This is a genomic window from Streptomyces sp. NPDC016459, from assembly GCF_040632845.1.
Lineage (GTDB): Bacteria > Actinomycetota > Actinomycetes > Streptomycetales > Streptomycetaceae > Streptomyces.
The window spans coordinates 129,181-148,122 of the sequence record NZ_JBEYCR010000011.1 but is presented as its reverse complement, the minus strand read 5'-3'; the positions used below and the strand labels follow the sequence as shown (position 1 = coordinate 148,122).

Annotated in this window: 19 protein-coding genes and 1 tRNA gene; 11 read left to right on the top strand and 9 right to left on the bottom strand. The window is 72.3% G+C overall.

Annotated features, from left to right (window positions below):
• Positions 1 to 11: 11 nt before the first annotated feature.
• From ABZ567_RS24675 to hutU, 3 genes are read right to left on the bottom strand one after another with little or no spacing between them, the layout of a single operon-like run.
• A complete protein-coding gene (locus ABZ567_RS24675; RefSeq protein ID WP_360793477.1) occupies positions 12 to 1,352 on the bottom strand; it encodes a formimidoylglutamate deiminase in 1,341 nt (446 codons plus the stop codon).
• Positions 1,343 to 2,539, bottom strand: coding sequence for an allantoate amidohydrolase (locus ABZ567_RS24670; RefSeq protein ID WP_360793579.1), 1,197 nt, complete (start codon positions 2,537 to 2,539; stop codon positions 1,343 to 1,345). Before ABZ567_RS24670 ends, ABZ567_RS24675 begins: the two co-directional genes overlap by 10 nt.
• Positions 2,540 to 2,556: 17 nt before the next feature.
• Complete coding sequence (gene hutU / locus ABZ567_RS24665) at positions 2,557 to 4,239, bottom strand: urocanate hydratase (RefSeq protein ID WP_360793475.1); 1,683 nt, start codon at positions 4,237 to 4,239, stop codon at positions 2,557 to 2,559.
• Positions 4,240 to 4,344: 105 nt separating this feature from the next.
• Between hutU and ABZ567_RS24660 the strand changes: the two genes are divergently transcribed.
• The 6 genes from ABZ567_RS24660 (at position 4,345) to ABZ567_RS24635 (ending at position 8,397) form a co-directional block, all read left to right on the top strand.
• Positions 4,345 to 5,721 carry a diaminopimelate decarboxylase gene (locus ABZ567_RS24660; RefSeq protein WP_360793577.1) on the top strand — a complete coding sequence of 459 codons (1,377 nt, stop codon included), beginning with the start codon at positions 4,345 to 4,347 and terminating at the stop codon, positions 5,719 to 5,721.
• 32 nt (positions 5,722 to 5,753) lie between these two features.
• Positions 5,754 to 6,233 carry an SRPBCC family protein gene (locus ABZ567_RS24655; protein ID WP_360793473.1) on the top strand — a complete coding sequence of 160 codons (480 nt, stop codon included), beginning with the start codon at positions 5,754 to 5,756 and terminating at the stop codon, positions 6,231 to 6,233.
• A 149-nt stretch (positions 6,234 to 6,382) separates the two neighbouring features.
• Positions 6,383 to 6,775 carry a hypothetical protein gene (locus ABZ567_RS24650; protein ID WP_360793471.1) on the top strand — a complete coding sequence of 131 codons (393 nt, stop codon included), beginning with the start codon at positions 6,383 to 6,385 and terminating at the stop codon, positions 6,773 to 6,775.
• Positions 6,772 to 7,542, top strand: coding sequence for a transcriptional regulator (locus ABZ567_RS24645; RefSeq protein WP_360793469.1), 771 nt, complete (start codon positions 6,772 to 6,774; stop codon positions 7,540 to 7,542). Before ABZ567_RS24650 ends, ABZ567_RS24645 begins: the two co-directional genes overlap by 4 nt.
• Entirely contained in the window at positions 7,542 to 8,000 is a 459-nt protein-coding gene (locus ABZ567_RS24640; protein ID WP_360793467.1) for a roadblock/LC7 domain-containing protein, read from the top strand. The genes ABZ567_RS24645 and ABZ567_RS24640 overlap by 1 nt, the downstream gene beginning before the upstream one ends.
• Before the next feature lie 25 nt (positions 8,001 to 8,025).
• Entirely contained in the window at positions 8,026 to 8,397 is a 372-nt protein-coding gene (locus ABZ567_RS24635) for a hypothetical protein (RefSeq protein ID WP_360793465.1), read from the top strand.
• A 28-nt stretch (positions 8,398 to 8,425) separates the two neighbouring features.
• Here ABZ567_RS24635 and ABZ567_RS24630 read toward each other — a convergent pair whose 3' ends face one another.
• Both ABZ567_RS24630 and ABZ567_RS24625 read right to left on the bottom strand, forming a co-directional pair.
• Positions 8,426 to 9,268, bottom strand: coding sequence for a MurR/RpiR family transcriptional regulator (locus tag ABZ567_RS24630; RefSeq protein WP_360793463.1), 843 nt, complete (start codon positions 9,266 to 9,268; stop codon positions 8,426 to 8,428).
• Positions 9,269 to 9,591: 323 nt separating this feature from the next.
• Positions 9,592 to 10,980, bottom strand: coding sequence for a cystathionine beta-synthase (locus tag ABZ567_RS24625; RefSeq protein WP_360793461.1), 1,389 nt, complete (start codon positions 10,978 to 10,980; stop codon positions 9,592 to 9,594).
• A 103-nt stretch (positions 10,981 to 11,083) separates the two neighbouring features.
• Here ABZ567_RS24625 and ABZ567_RS24620 point away from each other — a divergent pair, with 103 nt between their 5' ends.
• The 3 genes from ABZ567_RS24620 (at position 11,084) to ABZ567_RS24610 (ending at position 14,553) form a co-directional block, all read left to right on the top strand.
• Positions 11,084 to 12,088: an SGNH/GDSL hydrolase family protein gene (locus ABZ567_RS24620; protein ID WP_360793459.1), complete on the top strand. Its 1,005-nt coding sequence runs from the start codon at positions 11,084 to 11,086 to the stop codon at positions 12,086 to 12,088.
• Between the two features lie 180 nt (positions 12,089 to 12,268).
• On the top strand, positions 12,269 to 13,489 hold the full coding sequence (locus ABZ567_RS24615; protein ID WP_360793457.1) for an acetyl-CoA C-acetyltransferase: 1,221 nt from the start codon (positions 12,269 to 12,271) through the stop codon (positions 13,487 to 13,489).
• Positions 13,490 to 13,719: 230 nt separating this feature from the next.
• The gene (locus ABZ567_RS24610; protein ID WP_360793455.1) at positions 13,720 to 14,553 is read left to right on the top strand and encodes a hypothetical protein; all 834 of its coding nucleotides are present in this window, start codon (positions 13,720 to 13,722) and stop codon (positions 14,551 to 14,553) included.
• 15 nt (positions 14,554 to 14,568) lie between these two features.
• On the opposite strand, the gene ABZ567_RS24605 is transcribed toward ABZ567_RS24610, so the two are convergent.
• Complete coding sequence (locus ABZ567_RS24605; RefSeq protein ID WP_360793453.1) at positions 14,569 to 14,898, bottom strand: hypothetical protein; 330 nt, start codon at positions 14,896 to 14,898, stop codon at positions 14,569 to 14,571.
• A 71-nt stretch (positions 14,899 to 14,969) separates the two neighbouring features.
• The gene (locus tag ABZ567_RS24600) at positions 14,970 to 15,842 is read right to left on the bottom strand and encodes an alpha/beta hydrolase (protein WP_360793451.1); all 873 of its coding nucleotides are present in this window, start codon (positions 15,840 to 15,842) and stop codon (positions 14,970 to 14,972) included.
• Positions 15,843 to 15,952: 110 nt separating this feature from the next.
• Here ABZ567_RS24600 and ABZ567_RS24595 point away from each other — a divergent pair, with 110 nt between their 5' ends.
• A complete protein-coding gene (locus tag ABZ567_RS24595; protein ID WP_360793449.1) occupies positions 15,953 to 16,510 on the top strand; it encodes a TetR/AcrR family transcriptional regulator in 558 nt (185 codons plus the stop codon).
• An 88-nt stretch (positions 16,511 to 16,598) separates the two neighbouring features.
• Here ABZ567_RS24595 and ABZ567_RS24590 read toward each other — a convergent pair whose 3' ends face one another.
• Together ABZ567_RS24590 and ABZ567_RS24585 are read right to left on the bottom strand one after the other, a co-directional pair.
• On the bottom strand, positions 16,599 to 17,501 hold the full coding sequence (locus ABZ567_RS24590) for a Bax inhibitor-1/YccA family protein (protein WP_360793447.1): 903 nt from the start codon (positions 17,499 to 17,501) through the stop codon (positions 16,599 to 16,601).
• 166 nt (positions 17,502 to 17,667) lie between these two features.
• Positions 17,668 to 17,752: transfer RNA gene (locus tag ABZ567_RS24585), tRNA-Leu, on the bottom strand.
• A gap of 409 nt (positions 17,753 to 18,161) precedes the next feature.
• Between ABZ567_RS24585 and ABZ567_RS24580 the strand changes: the two genes are divergently transcribed.
• Entirely contained in the window at positions 18,162 to 18,932 is a 771-nt protein-coding gene (locus tag ABZ567_RS24580; RefSeq protein WP_360793445.1) for an ABC transporter ATP-binding protein, read from the top strand.
• Positions 18,933 to 18,942: the final 10 nt, after the last annotated feature.

The window sequence follows — 18,942 nt, the reverse complement described above, 5'->3', positions numbered from 1 at the left end:
GGGTGTCTCCTTCAGCCGCGCAGGGCGGCGATCGAGTCCGCGAGGGCCCGCGCCACGTCCGGTACGGAGGAGTGGACCCCGTCCCGTACGACATGGCGTCCGGCCACGACCGTGTGACGCACGTCCGCGGCCGACGCGGCGAATACCGCCGTCTCGGCTGCCAGACGCGGTACCGGTCCCGCTGTCCTGACGCTGTCCAGGGCGATCGTCGTGAAGTCGGCGAGCGCGCCCGCCTCCAGGGTGCCCGCGTCCGCCCAGCCGAGGGCCGCGTGGCCGTCGGCGGTGGCCGCGCGGAGCAGTGCCGCCGCCGTCCAGTGGCCGCGGGTGCGGCTGCGCAGGCGTTCGTTCAGCTCCATGGCCCGCGCTTCCTCCAGGAGGTCGATGACGGCGTGGCTGTCGCTGCCCAGGGACAGCGGCGAGCCCGCCCGCTGGAGCGCCATCGCCGGGCCGATGCCGTCGGCCAGGTCGCGTTCGGTCGTCGGGCACATGCAGGTGCCGGTGGCCGACGAGCCGAGGAGGGCGATGTCGCCGTCCGTCAGGTGGGTGTTGTGGACGCCCGTGGTGCGGGCGCCGAGGACGCCGTGCTCCGCGAGGAGCTGGGTGGGGGTCATGCCGTGGGCCGCGAGGCAGGCGTCGTTCTCGGCGGTCTGCTCCGACAGGTGGACGTGGAGGGGCGCCTGCCGGTCCTGCGCCCATCGGGCCACCGTGGCCAGCTGGTCCGCCGGGACCGCCCGTACGGAGTGGATCGCCGCTCCGATCCGTACGCCGTCGCGGTCCTTCAGGCGCTCGGCCCGTTCGGCCCAGGCCTCCGCCGTGCCGTCGGTGAAGCGGAGCTGGTGGTGCTCGGGTGCGGCGCCGAAGCCGGAGGAGAGGTAGGCGGTGTCGAGGAGGGTGATGCGGATGCCGGCGTCGGCGGCGGCGGCGATCAGGGCCTCGCCCATGGCGTTGGGGTCGGCGTACGGGGCGCCGCCGGGCGCGTGGTGGAGGTAGTGGAACTCGCCGACGGCGGTGATGCCCGCGAGCGCCATCTCCGCGTACACGGCGCGGGCCAGGGCGAAGTAGGTGTCGGGGGTCAGGCGCTGGGCGACGGTGTACATGACCTCGCGCCAGGTCCAGAAGGTGCCGGAGCCGACCTGGACGGTGCCGCGCAGGGCGCGGTGGAAGGCGTGCGAGTGGGCGTTGGCGAGGCCGGGGACGGTGAGGCCGCGCAGGACCACGGCGCCCGGGGGCGGGGCGTCCACCCCCGTGCGTACGGCGGCGATGCGGCCGTCGGAGTCCACGTCCAGGGCCACGCCCGGTTCGGCGTACGTGTCGAGCCAGGCGTGTTCCAGCCAGTACGTCGTCAGCGGCACGCCAGCTCCTCCAGTACGTCGGCGAGTGCGAGGACCCCGGCCACGCAGTCGTCCTCGGCCGCGAACTCGGCCGGGGAGTGCGAGACGCCGGTGGGGTTCCGTACGAACAGCATGGCGGTCGGGATCGATTCGGACAGAATGCCCGCGTCGTGGCCGGCGCCCGTGCCGAGGACCGGGACCTTCCCGGACGCGCCGAGGATCCGGGACATCTCGTCGCGCAGGGCGTGCGAGAAGTCCACGACCGGGGTGAAGGACTCCTGGACGACGGTGAGGTCGATGCCGTGGCGCTCCGAGTAGGCGCGGGCTTCCGCCTCGATGCCCGTGACGACCTTGTCCAGGGAGCTCTGGTCGGCGGCGCGGGCGTCGAGCCAGCCCCTGACCAGGGACGGGATGGCGTTGACGCCGTTCGGCTCGACCGCGATCTTCCCGAAGGTGGCGACGGCGCCGGCGATTTCGGCCTCGCGGCGGGCGGCGAGGACCGTCTCCGCGTAGCTGAGCATCGGGTCGCGGCGGTCGACGAGCCGGGTGGTGCCGGCGTGGTTGGCCTCGCCGGCGAAGTCGTACCGCCAGCGGCCGTGCGGCCAGATGGAGGAGGCGATGCCGACGGCGTCACCGGACAGGTCCAGGGCGCGCCCCTGCTCGACGTGCAGTTCGACGAACGCGCCGATGCGGGAGAGGCGCTCCGGGTCGGGGCCGATGGCGGACGGGTCGTACCCGGCGGCCTCCATGGCCTGCGGGAGGCTGGTCCCGGAGGCGTCGCGGAGCTCGTACGCCTGCTCCTTCGTCAGGCGTCCGGCGGTGAGGCGGGAGCCGACGCAGGCGAGGCCGAAGCGGGCGCCTTCCTCGTCGCCGAAGTTGGTGATGGCGAGGGGCCGCTTGAACGAGACGCCCCGGGAGCGCAGTTCGTCGAGCGCGGCGAAGGCGGATACCACGCCGAGGGGGCCGTCGAAGGCGCCGCCGTCGGGGACGGAGTCGAGGTGGGAGCCGGTGACCACCGCGTTCCCGACCGTCGGGTCGCCGAGCCAGGCCCACTGGTTGCCGTTGCGGTCGGTCTCGACGTCCAGGCGGCGGGCCTCGGCCTGCATCCGGAACCAGAGCCGGCAGTCGGCGTCGGCGTCCGTCCAGGCGTAGCGCCGGTAGCCGCCGGAGGCGGCGCTGCGGCCGATGGGGCGCAGCGACCGCCACATGGCGTGGAAGGTGGCACTCACGCGGAGACACCCTCGACGTCCTGGGCGCCCTCGCGCATCGGGACGCGGACGCCCTTCTCGTCCGCGACCCGCTCCGCGATGTCGTAGCCCGCGTCGACGTGGCGGATGACGCCCATGCCCGGGTCGTTGGTCAGGACGCGGCGGATCTTCTCCCCCGCGAGGGCCGTGCCGTCCGCCACCGAGACCTGGCCGGCGTGGATGGAGCGGCCCATGCCGACGCCGCCGCCGTGGTGCAGGGACACCCATGAGGCGCCGGAGGCGACGTTGACCATGGCGTTGAGGAGCGGCCAGTCGGCGATCGCGTCGGAGCCGTCGAGCATGGCCTCGGTCTCGCGGTACGGGGAGGCGACCGAGCCGCAGTCGAGGTGGTCGCGGCCGATCGCGAGGGGCGCGGCGAGGGTGCCGTCGCCGACCATGTCGTTGAACATGTCGCCCGCCTTGTCGCGCTCGCCCTGGCCGAGCCAGCAGATGCGCGCCGGGAGGCCCTGGAAGTGGACGCGCTCGCCGGCCATCTTGATCCAGCGGTGCAGGGACTCGTTCTCGGGGAACAGCTCCAGGATCGCCTTGTCGGTCTTGTGGATGTCCGAGGCCTCGCCGGAGAGCGCGGCCCAGCGGAACGGGCCCTTGCCCTCGCAGAACAGCGGCCGGATGTAGGCGGGGACGAAGCCGGGGAAGGCGAACGCGCGGTCGTAGCCGGCGAGCCGGGCCTCGCCCCGGATCGAGTTGCCGTAGTCGAAGACCTCGGCGCCCGCGTCCATGAAGCCGACCATGGCCTCGACGTGCCGGGCCATCGACTCGCGGGCCCGGGTGGTGAAGCCCGCCGGGTCCTTGGCCGCGTAGGAGGCCATGTCCTCGAAGGCCACGCCCACGGGGAGGTAGGAGAGCGGGTCGTGGGCGCTCGTCTGGTCGGTGACGATGTCGATCGGGGCGCCTTCGGCCAGCATCTGCGGGACCAGCTCGGCGGCGTTGCCGAGGAGGCCGATGGAGAGCGGGCGGCGGGCGTCGCGGGCCTCGGTGGCGAGGGCGAGGGCGTGGGCGAGGTCGTCGGCCCTGACGTCGAGGTAGCGGTGCTCGATGCGGCGCTCGATGGCGCGCGGGTCGACGTCGACGCAGATCGCGACGCCGTCGTTCATCGTCACGGCGAGGGGCTGGGCGCCGCCCATGCCGCCGAGGCCGGCGGTCAGCGTGATGGTGCCGGCGAGGGTGCCGCCGAACTTCTTGGCGGCGACGGCGGCGAAGGTCTCGTAGGTGCCCTGGAGGATGCCCTGGGTGCCGATGTAGATCCAGGACCCGGCCGTCATCTGGCCGTACATGGTGAGTCCGAGCTGCTCCAGGCGCCGGAACTCCTCCCAGTTGGCCCAGTCGCCGACGAGGTTGGAGTTGGCGATGAGGACGCGCGGGGCCCACTCGTGGGTCTGCATGACGCCGACGGGGCGGCCGGACTGGACGAGCATCGTCTCGTCCTGCTTGAGAGTGCGCAGGGTGCGGACCATGGCGTCGAAGGAGCGCCAGTCGCGGGCGGCCTTGCCGGTGCCGCCGTAGACGACGAGCTTGTCGGGGTGCTCGGCGACCTCGGGGTCGAGGTTGTTCTGGAGCATCCGGAGGGCGGCCTCCTGCTGCCATCCCAGGGCGCTCAGTTCCGTACCGCGCGGGGCCCGTACGGGGCGGGGTCCTGACATGGCGGTGCCTCCTCGAATGTCGTTCAGATATTCACATCCTGGCGATATGAATAGATGTAGTCAACAGGGCCGCCCTCCCCCATGCCGGTGAACCCGTCGACGAGGATGGACCGCATGGCCTCCTCCCGTCGCGATCTCGCCGTCCGAGCCTCCGTCGATCAAGGACTCCTCTCCCCCGCCGAACCCGTCGTCGCCCTCCTCGACACTGCCGGCATCCGCGCCTCCGCCGCCGCCCTGACCAGCGCGTTCGCCGCCGTCACCGACGCCCGGGTGCTGCACGCCTTCGCCGTGAAGGCCGCCCCACTCGTGCCCGTCCTGCGCCTGCTCCACGAGGCCGGGCTCGGCGTCGAGGTGGCCAGCCCCGGCGAGCTGGCCCTCGCGCGCGCCGCCGGGGTCCCGCCCACCCACACCGTGCTCGACTCGCCCGCCAAGACCCCCGCCGAACTCCGCCAGGCCCTCGCGCTCGGCATCGCCGTCAACGCCGACAACCTCCAGGAGCTGGCCCGCCTCGACGCCCTCGTCGCCTCCGCGCCCACCTCCTCACCACTCGGCCTGCGGGTGAACCCACAGGTCGGTCCCGGCTCCATCGGCTCCCTCTCGACCGCGACCGCCACCTCCAAGTTCGGCGTGGCACTCCGCGACGAAGGCGCCCGCGAGGCCGTCGTCCAGGCCTTCCTCGACCGGCCGTGGCTGACCCGGCTGCACACCCACACCGGCTCCCAGGGCGTCCCGCTCGCCCTGATGGCCGAAGGGGTCGGGGCGGCCTACGCGCTCGCCGAGGAAATCAACCGCGCCGCCGGCGAGCAGCGGATCGACACCCTCGACATCGGCGGCGGACTGCCGGTCAACTTCGACTCCGACGAGGAGACACCGACGTACGCGGAGTACGCCGGGCTGCTCGCCGACACCGTCCCGGGGCTCTTCGACGGCCGCTACCGCCTGGTGACCGAGTTCGGCCGCTCGCTGCTCGCCAAGCACGGCACGATCCTCGCCCGGGTGGAGTACACCAAGAACGCCGGAGGCCGCCCGATCGCCGTCACCCACGCGGGCGTGCAGCTGGCCACCCGTACGGTCTACGCCCCCGGGTCCTGGCCGCTGCGCGTCCTCGCGTACGACTCCGAAGGCCGCCCCCGCACCGGGGAGACCGCCGCCCAGGACGTGGCGGGCCCCGCCTGCTTCGCCGGGGACCTGCTCGCCGTGAACCGGGAGCTGCCGCTGCTCCACCCGGGCGACGTGGTGGCCGTTCCCGACACCGGCGCGTACTACTTCGCCCACCACTACGCGTACAACAGCCTGCCCCGGCCCGGTATCCACGGCTTCACGGTCGCCGACGACGGGGCGGTGACCTTCGCGACCGTACGGACGCCCCAGACGCTCGCGGAGATCGTCGCCGAATCGGGCGGCGCCCACGCGGACGCGCTGGTCCGGGAGACGGCGCACGGACACGGACAGCGGACAGCGCGGACCGGGCGGTTCCGGTAGCGGGGGACCGGCGGCCCGGCTTCGATGAAGCCATGACTGGAACCGGTACGGACACCACCTCCGTCGTCGTCGAGCGGCGGGTCGACGCCTCCCCCGGACGGGTCTGGGAGGCGATCACCGACCTGCGGGACATGCCCCGCGTCCTCTCGGGCGTCGAGCGGGTGGAGGTGCTCACCGAGGGCGGCTTCGGGGTGGGGACGCGCTGGCGGGAGACCCGGCGGATGCTGGGCAAGGAGGCCACGGAGGAGATGACCGTGACGGAGTGCGTGCCGCCCGACCGGTACGTCACGGTCGCGGACTCGCACGGCATGCACTACGTCTCCGAACTCACCCTCACGCCCGACGGAACGGGGGCCACCACCCTGCGGATGACATTCTCCGCACGGCCGGCCCACGGCCGCCGCCCGGGACTCCTCGGCCGCCTCATGACCCGCTTCGGCGCGAAGGCGGTCGCCAAGGCGCTCGCGAAGGACCTGTCCGACATCGCGAACGCCGTGGAGTCGCGGACCTGACAAGGTCCGGCCGTCCGCCGGGCACAATTCTCCCCAGACGCTGGCATGTTCATATGGAAAATGCCAGAACCCCTCCCCCGGAGCGCTGCGTTCAGTAACGTCACCGTCACTGCCACACGTTCGCACGCCGCATCGGGAGGGGAAACCGCGTGCCCGGAATCGACGAGTGCCTTCTGGAGGCCATGGCCCTGCCGGGCGCTCGCGGAGCCTCCCTGGTCGACTGGACCAGCGGGCTCGCCCTCGGGACGGCGGGTGACTCACCGGTCGGGGACCACGAGACCACGGCCGCCGAGACCGCCGAACTCGCGCGCTCCGCCGCCGAGTTCGACACGTTCGTGGCGGCGGCCGACAGCACGGAGGACGGGCCGCCCGTCGAGGACGTGATCGTCACCACCCGCGCCGGCTACCACGTCCTGCGCTTCGTCGAGACCTCCTTCGACAGCAGCGTCTTCCTGCACCTCTGGCTCGACCGCGACACCGGCAACCTCGCCCTGGCCCGGCTCCGCCTCCGCGACCTCGCCGAAAGGCTGGTCCTCGGATGAGCACCGTCGCCACCCCCGTCTCCCCCATGCTGGTCCGCCTCGCCGCCGAGAAGGCCACCGGCGCCCTGCTCCGCGACCACGGCACGCTCTACCTCGTCGACGGCCGCGTCGTGCACGCCGAGAGCCCCGCCTCCCCCGGCGTCGACGTCCTCCTCACCACCGGCGGACGCCTGCCCCGCGAAGGCTGGGACGAGGCCGTCGACCGGGCCGGCGCCCACCGCGCCGTCGGCCGCTTCCTCGTCGACAGCGGCCGGCTCCACGACGGCGAGCTGGAGATCTGCCACCTCGGCGCCGTCTTCGACGCGGCCTTCTTCGCCCTCTCCCCCACCAGCGGACCCACCCGCTTCCGGTACGGGGTGGGGCACTGGTTCGGGACGGTGCGGCCGGTCTCCGCCGAGGCCGTCGAACGCGAGACCGTACGCCGCCGTGAACTCCTCGACGCCGTCTGGCCGTACGCCTCCGTGGACACCGGCCCGGTCGTGCCCCGCCCCGCCGCCCCCGGCCAGACCGTCGGGGCCCGCCAGCGCGCCCTGCTCGCCGCGGCGGACGGCGAGCGCACCCCGGCGGAGCTGGCCCGGCTGCTCGGCCGGCCCGCCTTCCACACCCTCCTCGACGTACGGCGGCTCGCCGCCGCCGGGCTCGTCGAGACACCGCTCGACCCCGGCCCCGACCCCACGCCACCACCCCCCCTCCCGGCGCCGCCGGTGGCCGATCCCGACATCGCCCTGCTGCGCCGGCTCCGTGACGCCCTGGAGGCACACCTGTGATGAGGCGTGCCCTGCGCCTGCGCGCCGAAAGGAAACAGCTCATGACGGCAGAAGCCGAGGTCCTCGGCGAGCTCAGACGGCTGCGGGCCCGGCTGCCCCAGCTCACCGGGGCGCTCGCGGCGAGCGCCGACGGCCTCGTCCTGGCCCACGACACCGTGGCCGGCGAGGCGGAGAGCGTGGCCGCGCTGACCGCCGCCGCCCTCGGCGTCGGCCAGCGGCTGACCGACTCCACCGGCCAGGGCCGCTTCCGCGAGCTGCTCGTACGCGGCGACAACGGCTACGTGGCCACGTACGCGGCGGGCGCCTCGGCCGTCCTGACGCTGCTCGCCGAGCCCCGCATCAATGTGGGGCGGCTCCATCTGGAGGCCCGCAGGTCCAGCGTCCGGATAGGCGAACTCGTCGACGGCGCGCTGGAGCGCAGGGACCTGAACCGACCCGCACACCAACCGAACCCGTAACCCGAGAAGGAAGAAGTACGACACCATGGCGAACACCGAGACCTCCCTCAAGGAAGCGGCCTCCATCGACGGCGCGATCGGCGCGGCCCTCGTCGACTACACCAGCGGCATGGCGCTCGGCACGATCGGCGGCGGCAAGGAGCTGGACCTGAACGTGGCCGCGGCCGCCAACACGGACGTGGTCCGGGCGAAGGTCCGGGCGATGGAGATGCTGGGCCTCGACGACGAGATCGAGGACATCCTCATCACCCTCGGCAAGCACTACCACCTGATCCGGCTGCTCAAGGGACGCGGCACCAACGGCCTGTTCCTGTACCTGGCCCTCGACAAGGGCCGGGCGAACCTGGCGATGGCCCGCCACCAGCTGAAGAAGATCGAGAACGAGCTGGAGGTCTGACCCCGCTCCCCGCGCGCGCGTGGGGGGGCTACTCGACGAACAGGCCCCGCGCCGCCGCCTTCGTGTCGAACTCCTCCAGGCGCGCCTGCGCGTCCGGGAGTTCGTCGGCCATGGCCTCCAGGAGGACCCGGCCGAGCATCATCGGCGCGCAGGCTGTGTCGAAGGCGAGCCCGGTGCCGACGGCGGCCGGGATCAGCAGGTCGCTGTGGGCGGCGACGGGCGCGAACGCCGACTCGGCGACGGTCACGACCGTGAGCCCGGCCGCCCGCGCGTACTCCAGCGCCTCGACGACCTCCCTGGGGTGCCGGGGCAGCGCGAAGCACAGCAGGGCCGTGGCACCGGCCCGTACGGCCGCGTCGACGCGGTCGCCGAGCATCGAGCCGCCCTCGTCGAGGAGCCGGACGTCGGGGTGCACCTTGGCCGCGAAGTAGGCGAAGCCACGCGCCTGCGAGGAGGCGGCCCGCAGCCCCAGGACGGGCAGCGGACGGGACCGGGCGAGCAGCCGGCCGGCCCGCTCGACGGGCGCGGGGTCGGCGAGGAGCCCGGCGAGGTGCTTGAGGTTCTCGATCTCGGCGAGGACGGCCTGCTGGTACTCGTTGAGCGTCTCGCCCCCGTCGTCGCCGTCGGGCTCGGGGGGCGCGACCTCGCGGAGGTGACGGCGGAGCGCCGGGTACCCGTCGAAGCCGAGGGCGACGGCGAACCGGGTGACGGAGGGCTGGCTGACCCCGGCGAGCTCGGCGAGCTCGACGCTGGACAGGAACGGCACGTCCCCGGCGCGCCGGACCATGCAGTGCGCGATCCGCCGCTGTGTCGGCGTCAGCCGGTGCCCTTCGAAGAGCGCCTGCAGCCGACCGGCCGGGCTGTCACCCATGCCGCCCCCTCCCGTATTCACCCGCCGAAAACTCTGCATAAGGATATGCAGCCGGGTGCCGGGACGGCCAGCGCGAGGGAGTTGCGCGGGGACCGCCGCACCCCCGATACCGGGGGGCGGGACGACGGCGGTCCCCGCGAGGGACACGGGCCCGGGTCAGGGCCGGTCTCCGCATCCGTGGCGTCCGTGGAGGCCCGGGAGCCGCTCCGGATATCCGTGACGCCGACAACCACCAATGTGCCGGACGCGTGTTAAGCGCGTGCTGCCCCCACGTGTCGTGCTCGTACCGGTTGCGCGAACGGCTCCGCGGCCGGCCGCACGAGCTACTTCGTGCCGCCGTTGGCCAGGAAGGCCAGCAGGTCCTGGCGGCTCACCACACCGGTCGGCTTGCCCTCGACCAGGACGATCGCCGCGTCGGCGGACTCGCCGAGGACGGACATCAGGTCGGCGACGGGCTCACCGGAGCCGACCTGCGGCAGCGGCGAGCTCATGTGACGCTCCAGCGGGTCCTCCAGGGAGGCCCGCTGGGTGAAGAGGGCGTCGAGGAGCTCGCGCTCGACGACCGAGCCGACGACCTCGGCGGCCATGACGTCGGGGTGGCCGGCGCCCGGCTTCACGATGGGCATCTGGGAGACGCCGTACTCGCGCAGCACCTCGATGGCCTGCCCGACGGTCTCGTCCGGGTGCATGTGGACGAGCGAGGGCATGACGCCCTCCTTGTGCCGCAGGACGTCCGCCACGGTGGCGGTGGAGGTGTCCTCCAGGAAGCCGTAGTCGGCCATCCATTCATCATTGAAGATCTTCGACATGTACCCGCGGCCCGAGTCCGGGAGGAGGACCACCACGACGTCGTCCGGGCCGAGCTCCCTGGCGACCTCCAGGGCGGCGACGACGGCCATGCCGCACGAGCCGCCGACGAGGAGGCCCTCCTCCTTGGCGAGGCGGCGGGTCATCTGGAACGAGTCCTTGTCGGACACGGCGACGATCCGGTCCGTGACGTTCCGGTCGTACGCGGTCGGCCAGAAGTCCTCGCCGACGCCCTCGACCAGGTACGGACGGCCGGAGCCGCCGGAGTAGACGGAGCCCTCCGGGTCGGCGCCGACGACCTTGACGGAGCCGCCGCTGACCTCCTTGAGGTAGTTGCCGGTGCCGGAGATGGTGCCGCCGGTGCCGACGCCCGCCACGAAGTGGGTGATCCTCCCGTCCGTCTGCTCCCAGAGCTCGGGCCCGGTGGTCTCGTAGTGGGAGCGCGGGTTGTTCGGGTTGGAGTACTGGTCGGGCTTCCAGGCGCCGGGCGTCTCACGGACGAGCCGGTCCGAGACGTTGTAGTACGAGTCCGGGTGCTCCGGGTCGACCGCCGTGGGGCAGACGACGACCTCGGCGCCGTACGCCCGCAGCACGTTGATCTTGTCGAGCGACACCTTGTCGGGGCAGACGAAGATGCACTTGTAGCCCTTCTGCTGGGCCACGATCGCCAGGCCGACGCCGGTGTTGCCGGACGTGGGCTCGACGATGGTGCCGCCGGGCTTCAGCGCCCCGCTCTGCTCGGCCGCCTCGATCATCCGCAGCGCGATGCGGTCCTTGACCGAGCCGCCGGGGTTGAAGTACTCGACCTTGGCCAGGACGGTCGCCTGAATGCCCGCTGTGACGTTGTTGAGCTTCACCAGCGGGGTGTTGCCGACGAGGCTGATCATCGAGTCGTGGAATTGCACCGTAATCTCCGGGGTCTCCGTAATGGTGTGGCCAGCGTATGCGTAGTCGGAGCGGGTTACGGGGCAGTTACACCCTGAACGGCTTGAAGGAGGTGACGGCCCCATGTCGAGGGCGAGGGTGGCGCGGCGGATCGCGGCGGGTGCGGCGTACGGCGGCGGGAGCATCGGGCTGCTCGGGGTCGCGGCCGCGGGCGTCCTGCTGGCCGAGATGCAGCTCGCGAAGCGGACGGTGGGCGGGGGCGGGGCGGCCCCGCTGCCGCCCGGCGCGGACGGCCTGTACGGGCGCGCGTTCGGCACGGACGACCCGCTGCGACTGGCCCTTCTGGGTGATTCCACGGCGGCGGGTCAGGGGGTGCGCCGCTCGGGCCAGACACCGGGCGCGTTGCTCGCCTCGGGACTCGCGGCGGTGGCGGAGCGGCCGGTGGTGCTGCGGAACGTGGCGCTGTCCGGGGCGCGCTCGGACGACCTGGAGCGCCAGGTGTCGCTGCTGCTCGCCCAGCCCCTGGGGCCGCCGGACGTGTGCGTGATCATGATCGGGGCGAACGACGTGACGCATCGCATGCCGCCGACGGAGTCGGTACGGCTCCTGGCGTCGGCGGTACGGCGGCTGCGGACGGCGGGCGCGGAGGTGGTGGTCGGGACGTGCCCGGACCTGGGGACCATCGAGCCGGTGTACCAGCCGCTGCGCTGGCTGGCCCGGCGGGCCTCGCGGCACCTCGCGGCGGCGCAGACGATCGTGGTGGTGGAGCAGGGCGGGCGGACGGTGTCGCTGGGCGACCTCCTCGGCCCCGAGTTCGCGGCGAACCCGCGCGAGATGTTCGGGGTGGACAGCTTCCACCCGTCGGCGGAGGGGTACGCGACGGCGGCGATGGCCGTCCTGCCGACGATGTGCGCGGTGCTCGGCGTCTGGCCGGAGACCGACCGCCTCGAGCCGGCCCGGCGGGAGAACATGCTGCCGGTGGCGAAGGCGGCGGCCGAGGCGGCGAGCGAGGCGGGCACGGAGGTGACGGGTGCGCGGGGGCCGTGGGCCCTGCTCAAGCACCGTCGGCGGCGGCGCCTGCCCGCGGCGGAGACCCCGGAGCCGACGCCCGAGGACGCCCAGACGTGACGTCCGGGCCGGGGGGCGGTGGTCCCGTCGGGACGCCGTCCCCGCGGCTGCGGACACTCCCATGACTGAGCGCTCGCTTAGAAAAGAGGGCTGTGTCACATCGCCTGGGCGGTGACCCCTGCGGTACGTACGGGTAACTTCCCTTTCAGTCCGCTCACACCGCACCCTCATGGAGCCGTGATGCCCGAAGCCGTGATCGTCTCGACCGCCCGTTCGCCCATCGGCCGGGCCTTCAAGGGCTCCCTGAAGGACCTGCGGCCGGACGACCTCACCGCGACCATCGTCCAGGCCGCCCTCGCCAAGGTCCCCGAGCTCGACCCCCGGGACATCGACGATCTGATGCTCGGCTGCGGCCTCCCCGGCGGCGAGCAGGGCAACAACCTGGGCCGGATCGTCGCCGTGCAGATGGGCATGGACCACCTGCCGGGCTGCACGGTCACCCGCTACTGCTCCTCCTCGCTCCAGACCTCCCGCATGGCGCTGCACGCGATCAAGGCGGGCGAGGGCGACGTCTTCGTCTCGGCCGGCGTCGAGATGGTGTCCCGCTTCGTGAAGGGCAACTCGGACTCGCTGCCCGACACGCGCAACCCGTTCTTCGCCGAGGCCGAGGCCCGTACCGCCGAGGTCGCCGCCTCCGAGGGCTCCACCTGGCACGACCCGCGCGAGGACGGCGTCGTCCCGGACGCGTACATCGCGATGGGCCAGACCGCCGAGAACCTGGCCCGCGTCAAGGGCATCGGCCGCCGCGAGATGGACGAGTTCGGCGTACGGTCGCAGAACCTCGCCGAGCAGGCCATCAAGAACGGCTTCTGGGAGCGCGAGATCACTCCGGTGACCCTCCCGGACGGCACGGTCGTCTCCACGGACGACGGCCCGCGCGCCGGCGTCACCCTGGAGGGCGTGCAAGGCCTCAAGCCGGTGTTCCGTCCCGACGGCATGGTCACCGCCGCCAACTGCTGCCCGCTGAACGACGGCGCCGCCGCGCTCGTGATCATGTCGGACACCAAGGCCCGCGAGCTCGGCCTCACCCCGCTGGCGCGGATCGTCTCCACCGGCGTCTCCGGCCTCTCCCCCGAGATCATGGGCCTCGGCCCGGTCGAGGCGTCGAAGCAGGCCCTCAAGCGCGCCGGCCTGACCATCGGCGACATCGACCTGGCCGAGATCAACGAGGCCTTCGCGGCCCAGGTCATCCCGTCCTACCAGGAGCTGGGTCTGGATCTGGACAAGGTGAACGTCAACGGTGGCGCGATCGCCGTCGGCCACCCCTTCGGCATGACCGGCGCCCGCATCACCGGCACGCTGATCAACAGCCTCCAGTTCCACGACAAGCAGTTCGGCCTGGAGACCATGTGCGTCGGCGGCGGCCAGGGCATGGCGATGGTCATCGAGCGCCTGAGCTGACCGTCGGCGGGCCGGTCAACCGTCCCGCGTCCGAGCCGTGACCGAATCTCCCCCAGGATGTGACCTATATCCCGGGGGAGTTCGTTTTCCCAGGTCAGAGCCGTTTCGGGACTAAACACCTGGCAGAAATACCTGTCCAATTCGTGACGTAATGCACTGACAGCGGGCCCCACCCCAGGACAAGCTGAGGTAGGAAGTCGGGGGATCGACTCGGAACCGGGAGTACGTCAGTGAGCACCATGCCTCTTGCCCTGCTGCTGACCACGGCCGCTGCCACGGCCGTGGGCGCTGCCGCCCTGCATGCCGTCCACGGTCTCCGCAAGCAGGTCACGGCCCTGCGGAGCGAACTGGCGGCCGGTCGCGCCGTCACCGTTCCCGCAGCCCGCGCCACGCCCGCCGCGGAGATACGGGCCGCGGTCGCGGACGCGCTGGCCGAGGAACGCGAGCGCGAGCTCGCGGAGGCCCGCGCCTTCTGGGCCGCGCAGGAGGCCCGGGACGCGGCCGACGCCCCGTCGCTGCTCGGCGGCCTCGGGGGCCCGGCCGAGGACGGCTCCTTCTTCGTGCCGCGCCAGTCCGACTTCGTGGGCCTCGAGGCGATGGCCCTGGAGGCCATGGAGGCGGAGGCGGCCCAGCTCGACGGCCCCGACGCGTTCGACGCCTTCGACGAGTACCCCGAGGACTCGGCGGAGCTGGCCGCGGCCCGCCGCCGCCACCCCTCGCACCCGGACTTCGTGCCGGTGCAGACGCCGGTCGTCACCGACCACGAGCGGACGGTGGCGCGCCTGGAGGAGCTGGCCGACACCCGCACGGCGCTCACGGACGTGCGGCCGGGCCCGCTCGGCACGCTCGACGTGTACGTCTTCGCGGACGGTACGACGCTCTGCATGACCCCGGGGCACCGCGAGACCGCGGAGCGCCTGGCGGAGGCCCTGCGCACCGGGCGTACGCCGGTGCTGCTCGGCGGCTCGGGCGTCTCCGGCGCCTTCGCCCTGACCTTCTCGTACGGCGAGTCGGACGAGGAGAACGTCTACATCCTGGCGGACCGCGTCATCGCCTCGCTGTAGGGCACCCTCCGGAAGTCACAGCCCCGAGCGCTCCGCCGCCTCCCGTACCAGCCTCACGGCCTCGCCCAGTTCCCCCTCGCGGGAATCGGCCGGGGCCGTTCGCAGGATCTCGGCCAGGTCGTTCCCGGCGACGAGGAGCTGGTCGGCGACGGTGAAGACGCCGGCGTCGGGCATGAGCACCGGCTCCCGCTCCGGGTCCTCGGCGCGCTGGGCCCGCACGGCCAGCTCGCGGGCCAGGGCAAGCCCTTGGGCCGCCGCACCACGCTGGAGGCGGCTCTGCGGGGCGGTCCGCAGCCGGTCGGCGAAGCGCTCGACGGCGGCGGTCAGTTCACTCGTATCGCGCACCCCGTGACCCTACGCGCCGCCCCGGCCCCCTCGCCAACGGCCGAACGGCGTAGAGCCACCCCGCCTCCTGCTCACCCCACGTGCCGGCCGAGGAAGTCCCGGACGAGTGCGGCGATCTCCTCGCCGTGGGTCTCTAGGGCGAAGTGCCCGGCGTCCAGGAGGTGGATCTCGGCGTCCGGCAGGTCGCGGGCGAAGGCCTCGGCGCCGGCGGGGCCGAAGATCTCGTCGCCGCGCCCCCAGACCGCGAGCAGTGGCGGCCGGTGGGTGCGGAAGTACTCCTGGAAGACCGGGTAGCCGTCCAGGTTGAACTGGTAGTCCCAGAACAGCTGGAGCTGGATCTCCTTGTTGCCGGGCCGGTCGAGGCCGGCCTGGTCGAGGGTCCAGGTCTCGGGGGCGATCCGGTCGAGGCGGTCGGCGGGTACGCCGTGGGTGTACTGCCAGCGGGTGGCCTCCGCGGTCAGCAGGTCGCGTACGGCTGCCTCGTTCGTCGCACGGTCCCGGGCGTGGGCGAAGAGCACGTCCCAGAAGGGCGTGAAGCCCTCCAGGTAGGCGTTGCCGCTCTGGCTGACGATCGCGGTGATCCGCTCGGGGTGCCGGGAGGCGATCCGGAGGCCGACGGGGGCACCGTAGTCCTGGACGTAGAGGGCGAAGCGGTCGGCACCGATCCGGTCGAGCAGCTTCAGGGTGATCTCGGTGAGCCGGTCGAAGCTGTACGTGAAGTCGTCGACGGCGGGTGCGGCGGAGACGCCGAAGCCGATGTGGTCGGGGGCGATCAGGTGGTACGAGTCGGCGAGCGCGGCGATCAGACCCCGGTACATGTGCGAGCTGGTCGGGAAGCCGTGGAGCAGGACGAGGGTGGGGTTCGCCGGGTCGCCGGCCTCCCGGTAGAAGACGTCGAGCCCGTCGACGGTGACGGTGCGGGCGCGCTGGGCGAAGGCGGACATGGCTGGCTCCCCGTTTCGGGTGTGCGGACTCCGACCGGGAGAACGATCGTTCTCCCGGTGCCCTGTAGGCTATGAGAACGATGGTTCTCCACGCAAGGGGTGATCGGACGATGGACGCGGAATCCGCCGAGCTGAAGGTGCTCGACACCGCCGGGCGGCTCTTCGACGAACGCGGGGTGCAGGCGGTCGGCATGGACGCCATCCGCACCGCGTCCGGTGTCTCGCTCAAGCGGCTCTACCAGGTCTTCCCCTCGAAGGACCTCCTGGTGGAAGCCGTCCTGCGGCGCCGCGACGAGACCGTCCGCGCCGCCCTCACCGCACACGGCGAGCGGGTCGCGGGCGGGCCGTACGAGCGGGCGCTCGCGGTCTTCGACTCGCTGGCCGACTGGTTCGCGGAGCCCGACTTCCGGGGGTGCGCGTTCATCAACACCTTCGGGGAGCTCGGCGGCGTCGCCCCGTCGGTGGCCGCCGTCGCCCGCGACCACAAGGAGGCCCTGCGGGCGTACTTCGCCGAGCAGACGGCCGCCCTCGGCGCCCCGCCCGTCCTCGCCGACCAGCTGTCCCTGCTCGCCAACGGCGCCATGGCCGTCGCGGGCATCACCGGCTCCCCCGAACCGGCCGCGCAGGCGAAGGCCGCGGCCCGCACCCTGCTCGACGCGGCGCGGTAGCCCGGACGCGGTGAAGGGGCCGGGCACGCGGAAGGGCCCGCCCGGCGCGAAGCCGGACGGGCCCTTCCCCCCCGAGTCGGGGGGTGCGTCAGTCGTCGCCCTGCAGGATCGACAGCAGACGCAGCATCTCCAGGTAGATCCACACCAGGGTCATGGTGAGACCGAAGGCGGCCAGCCAGGCCTCCTCACGCGGAGCGCCGTAGTTCACGCCGTCCTCGACCTGCTTGAAGTCGAGGGCGAGGAAGCAGGCGCCCAGGATGACACCGATGACACCGAAGAGGATGCCGAGGCCACCGCTACGGAAGCCGAGGCCGTCGCCGCCGCCGAAGACGGAGAACAGCAGGTTGACCACCATGAGCAGCATGAAGCCCATGGCAGCGGCCATCACGAAGCCGTAGAAGCGTCGGTTGACGCGGATCCAGCCCATCTTGTAGGCGATCAGGACACCGGCGAAGACCGCCATCGTGCCCAGGACCGCCTGCATGACGACACCGTCGGCGATGTACGTCGAGACGGCGGCCGAGATCACTCCGAGGAAGACACCCTCGAAGGCCGCGTAGCCCAGGATCAGCGCGGGCGAGGCCTTGCGCTTGAAGGACTGCACGAGCGCAAGGACGAGCGCGACCAGGGCGGCGCCGATGGCGATGCCGTAGGACTTGCCGAGGTTTGCCGAGTCGACCGGCAGCAGGAACCAGGACAGGACGGCGGTGAGCACGACCGTGCCGAGCGTCATGGCCGTACGGCTCACGACGTCGTCGATCGTCATCACGTCGCCGCGGACCTGCTGCGGCGCGCCGAGCTGCGTGTCCTGCGGGGCGTACGGGTTGGTCGCGTACGGGTTCGTCGCGCCCTCGACAGCCGGGCTGCCGGCGGCGTACGGGTTGGTTCCGACGGCGGGGCCCCCGGCCTGCGGCTGCTGGCCGGCGAAGCCCGCGGTGCCGTTGTCGCGGCTGAACCCCCGTCGCGAGAAGACCGGGTTGCTGCTCCTCATCTCACTCCTCCATGGCGTGCCGCATGAGCGCGGCCTCTCGTCAAGGGTAATGCGTAGGCAAAAGAAACTCTCTAGTGCTCGGGGAGGATCTTTTCAAACGCGTGACGAGGAGCGAAGAGGGAGAGGAGGAGCCTCGCCGGGCCGCAGGCACTCGCCTGGGGCCTGGTGGTGCCCGGAACCGGACTTGAACCGGTACGGCCCGAAGGCCAGCGAGGTTTAAGCTCGCCGTGTCTGCATTCCACCATCCGGGCGTCGCGAAGCTCCGCGTTGGCACATGAGCCTATCGGGGCGCCTCCCTCGTTCAGCGGAACGCGGGCCCGATGTTGTCTGATTTTATTGGCGCCTGAGGGTGTGTCAGCGCAGGTGAGGACGCTTTCGCCGAACTGTGACAGGGGTCGCAGGCGCAAAGCCGTACCCCCTGGAATGACGAAAAGTCGTCGCACTTCTGTCACCTCGGCCGAAGACCGCCACAAGGGTGTCCGGAAGGGCATCCACGAGGGCGCTCCTCAGGGGCGCCGTCATACCTCAGGAGGACGAACCGGGCCCCCGGTGCGACTCCAGACTGCCCCGGGAACGGGCATGTGGACGGACGACCGGGCCCGGAACGCTCGACACGATGGAGGGGTTCCCGCAACAGCCCCGCAGTGACAGGAGTCCCTCGTGACGACCACCCCCACCGTGTCCCGCGCCACCGCGGTGGCCGCCCGCGCCACGGATCTCTCCAAGGTCTACGGACAGGGCGAGACCCAGGTGGTCGCGCTCGACGGGGTCAGCGTGGACTTCCGTCAGGGCGAGTTCACCGCGATCATGGGCCCCTCCGGCTCCGGCAAGTCGACGCTCATGCACTGCGTCGCCGGCCTCGACTCCTTCTCCTCCGGCTCGGTCCGGATCGGCGAGACGGAACTGTCCACCCTGAAGGACAAGCAGCTCACCCAGCTCCGCCGGGACAAGATCGGCTTCATCTTCCAGGCCTTCAACCTGCTGCCGACCCTGACCGCCCTGGAGAACATCACGCTGCCCATGGACATCGCGGGCCGCAAGCCCGACAAGCAGTGGGTCCAGCAGGTCATCGACATGCTCGGTCTCTCCGCCCGGCTCAGCCACCGCCCGACCGAGCTCTCCGGCGGCCAGCAGCAGCGCGTGGCCGTCGCCCGCGCCCTCGCCTCCCGCCCCGAGATCATCTTCGGCGACGAGCCCACCGGAAACCTGGACTCCCGCTCCGGCGCCGAGGTCCTCGGCTTCCTGCGCAACTCGGTACGGGACCTGGGCCAGACCGTCGTCATGGTCACCCACGACCCGGTGGCCGCCTCCTACGCGGACCGAGTCATCTTCCTCGCGGACGGCCGGATCGTCGACGAGATGCTCCACCCGACGGCGGACGGAGTCCTCGACCGCATGAAGGCCTTCGACGCCAAGGGCCGTACGAGCTGACGCCGTAGCG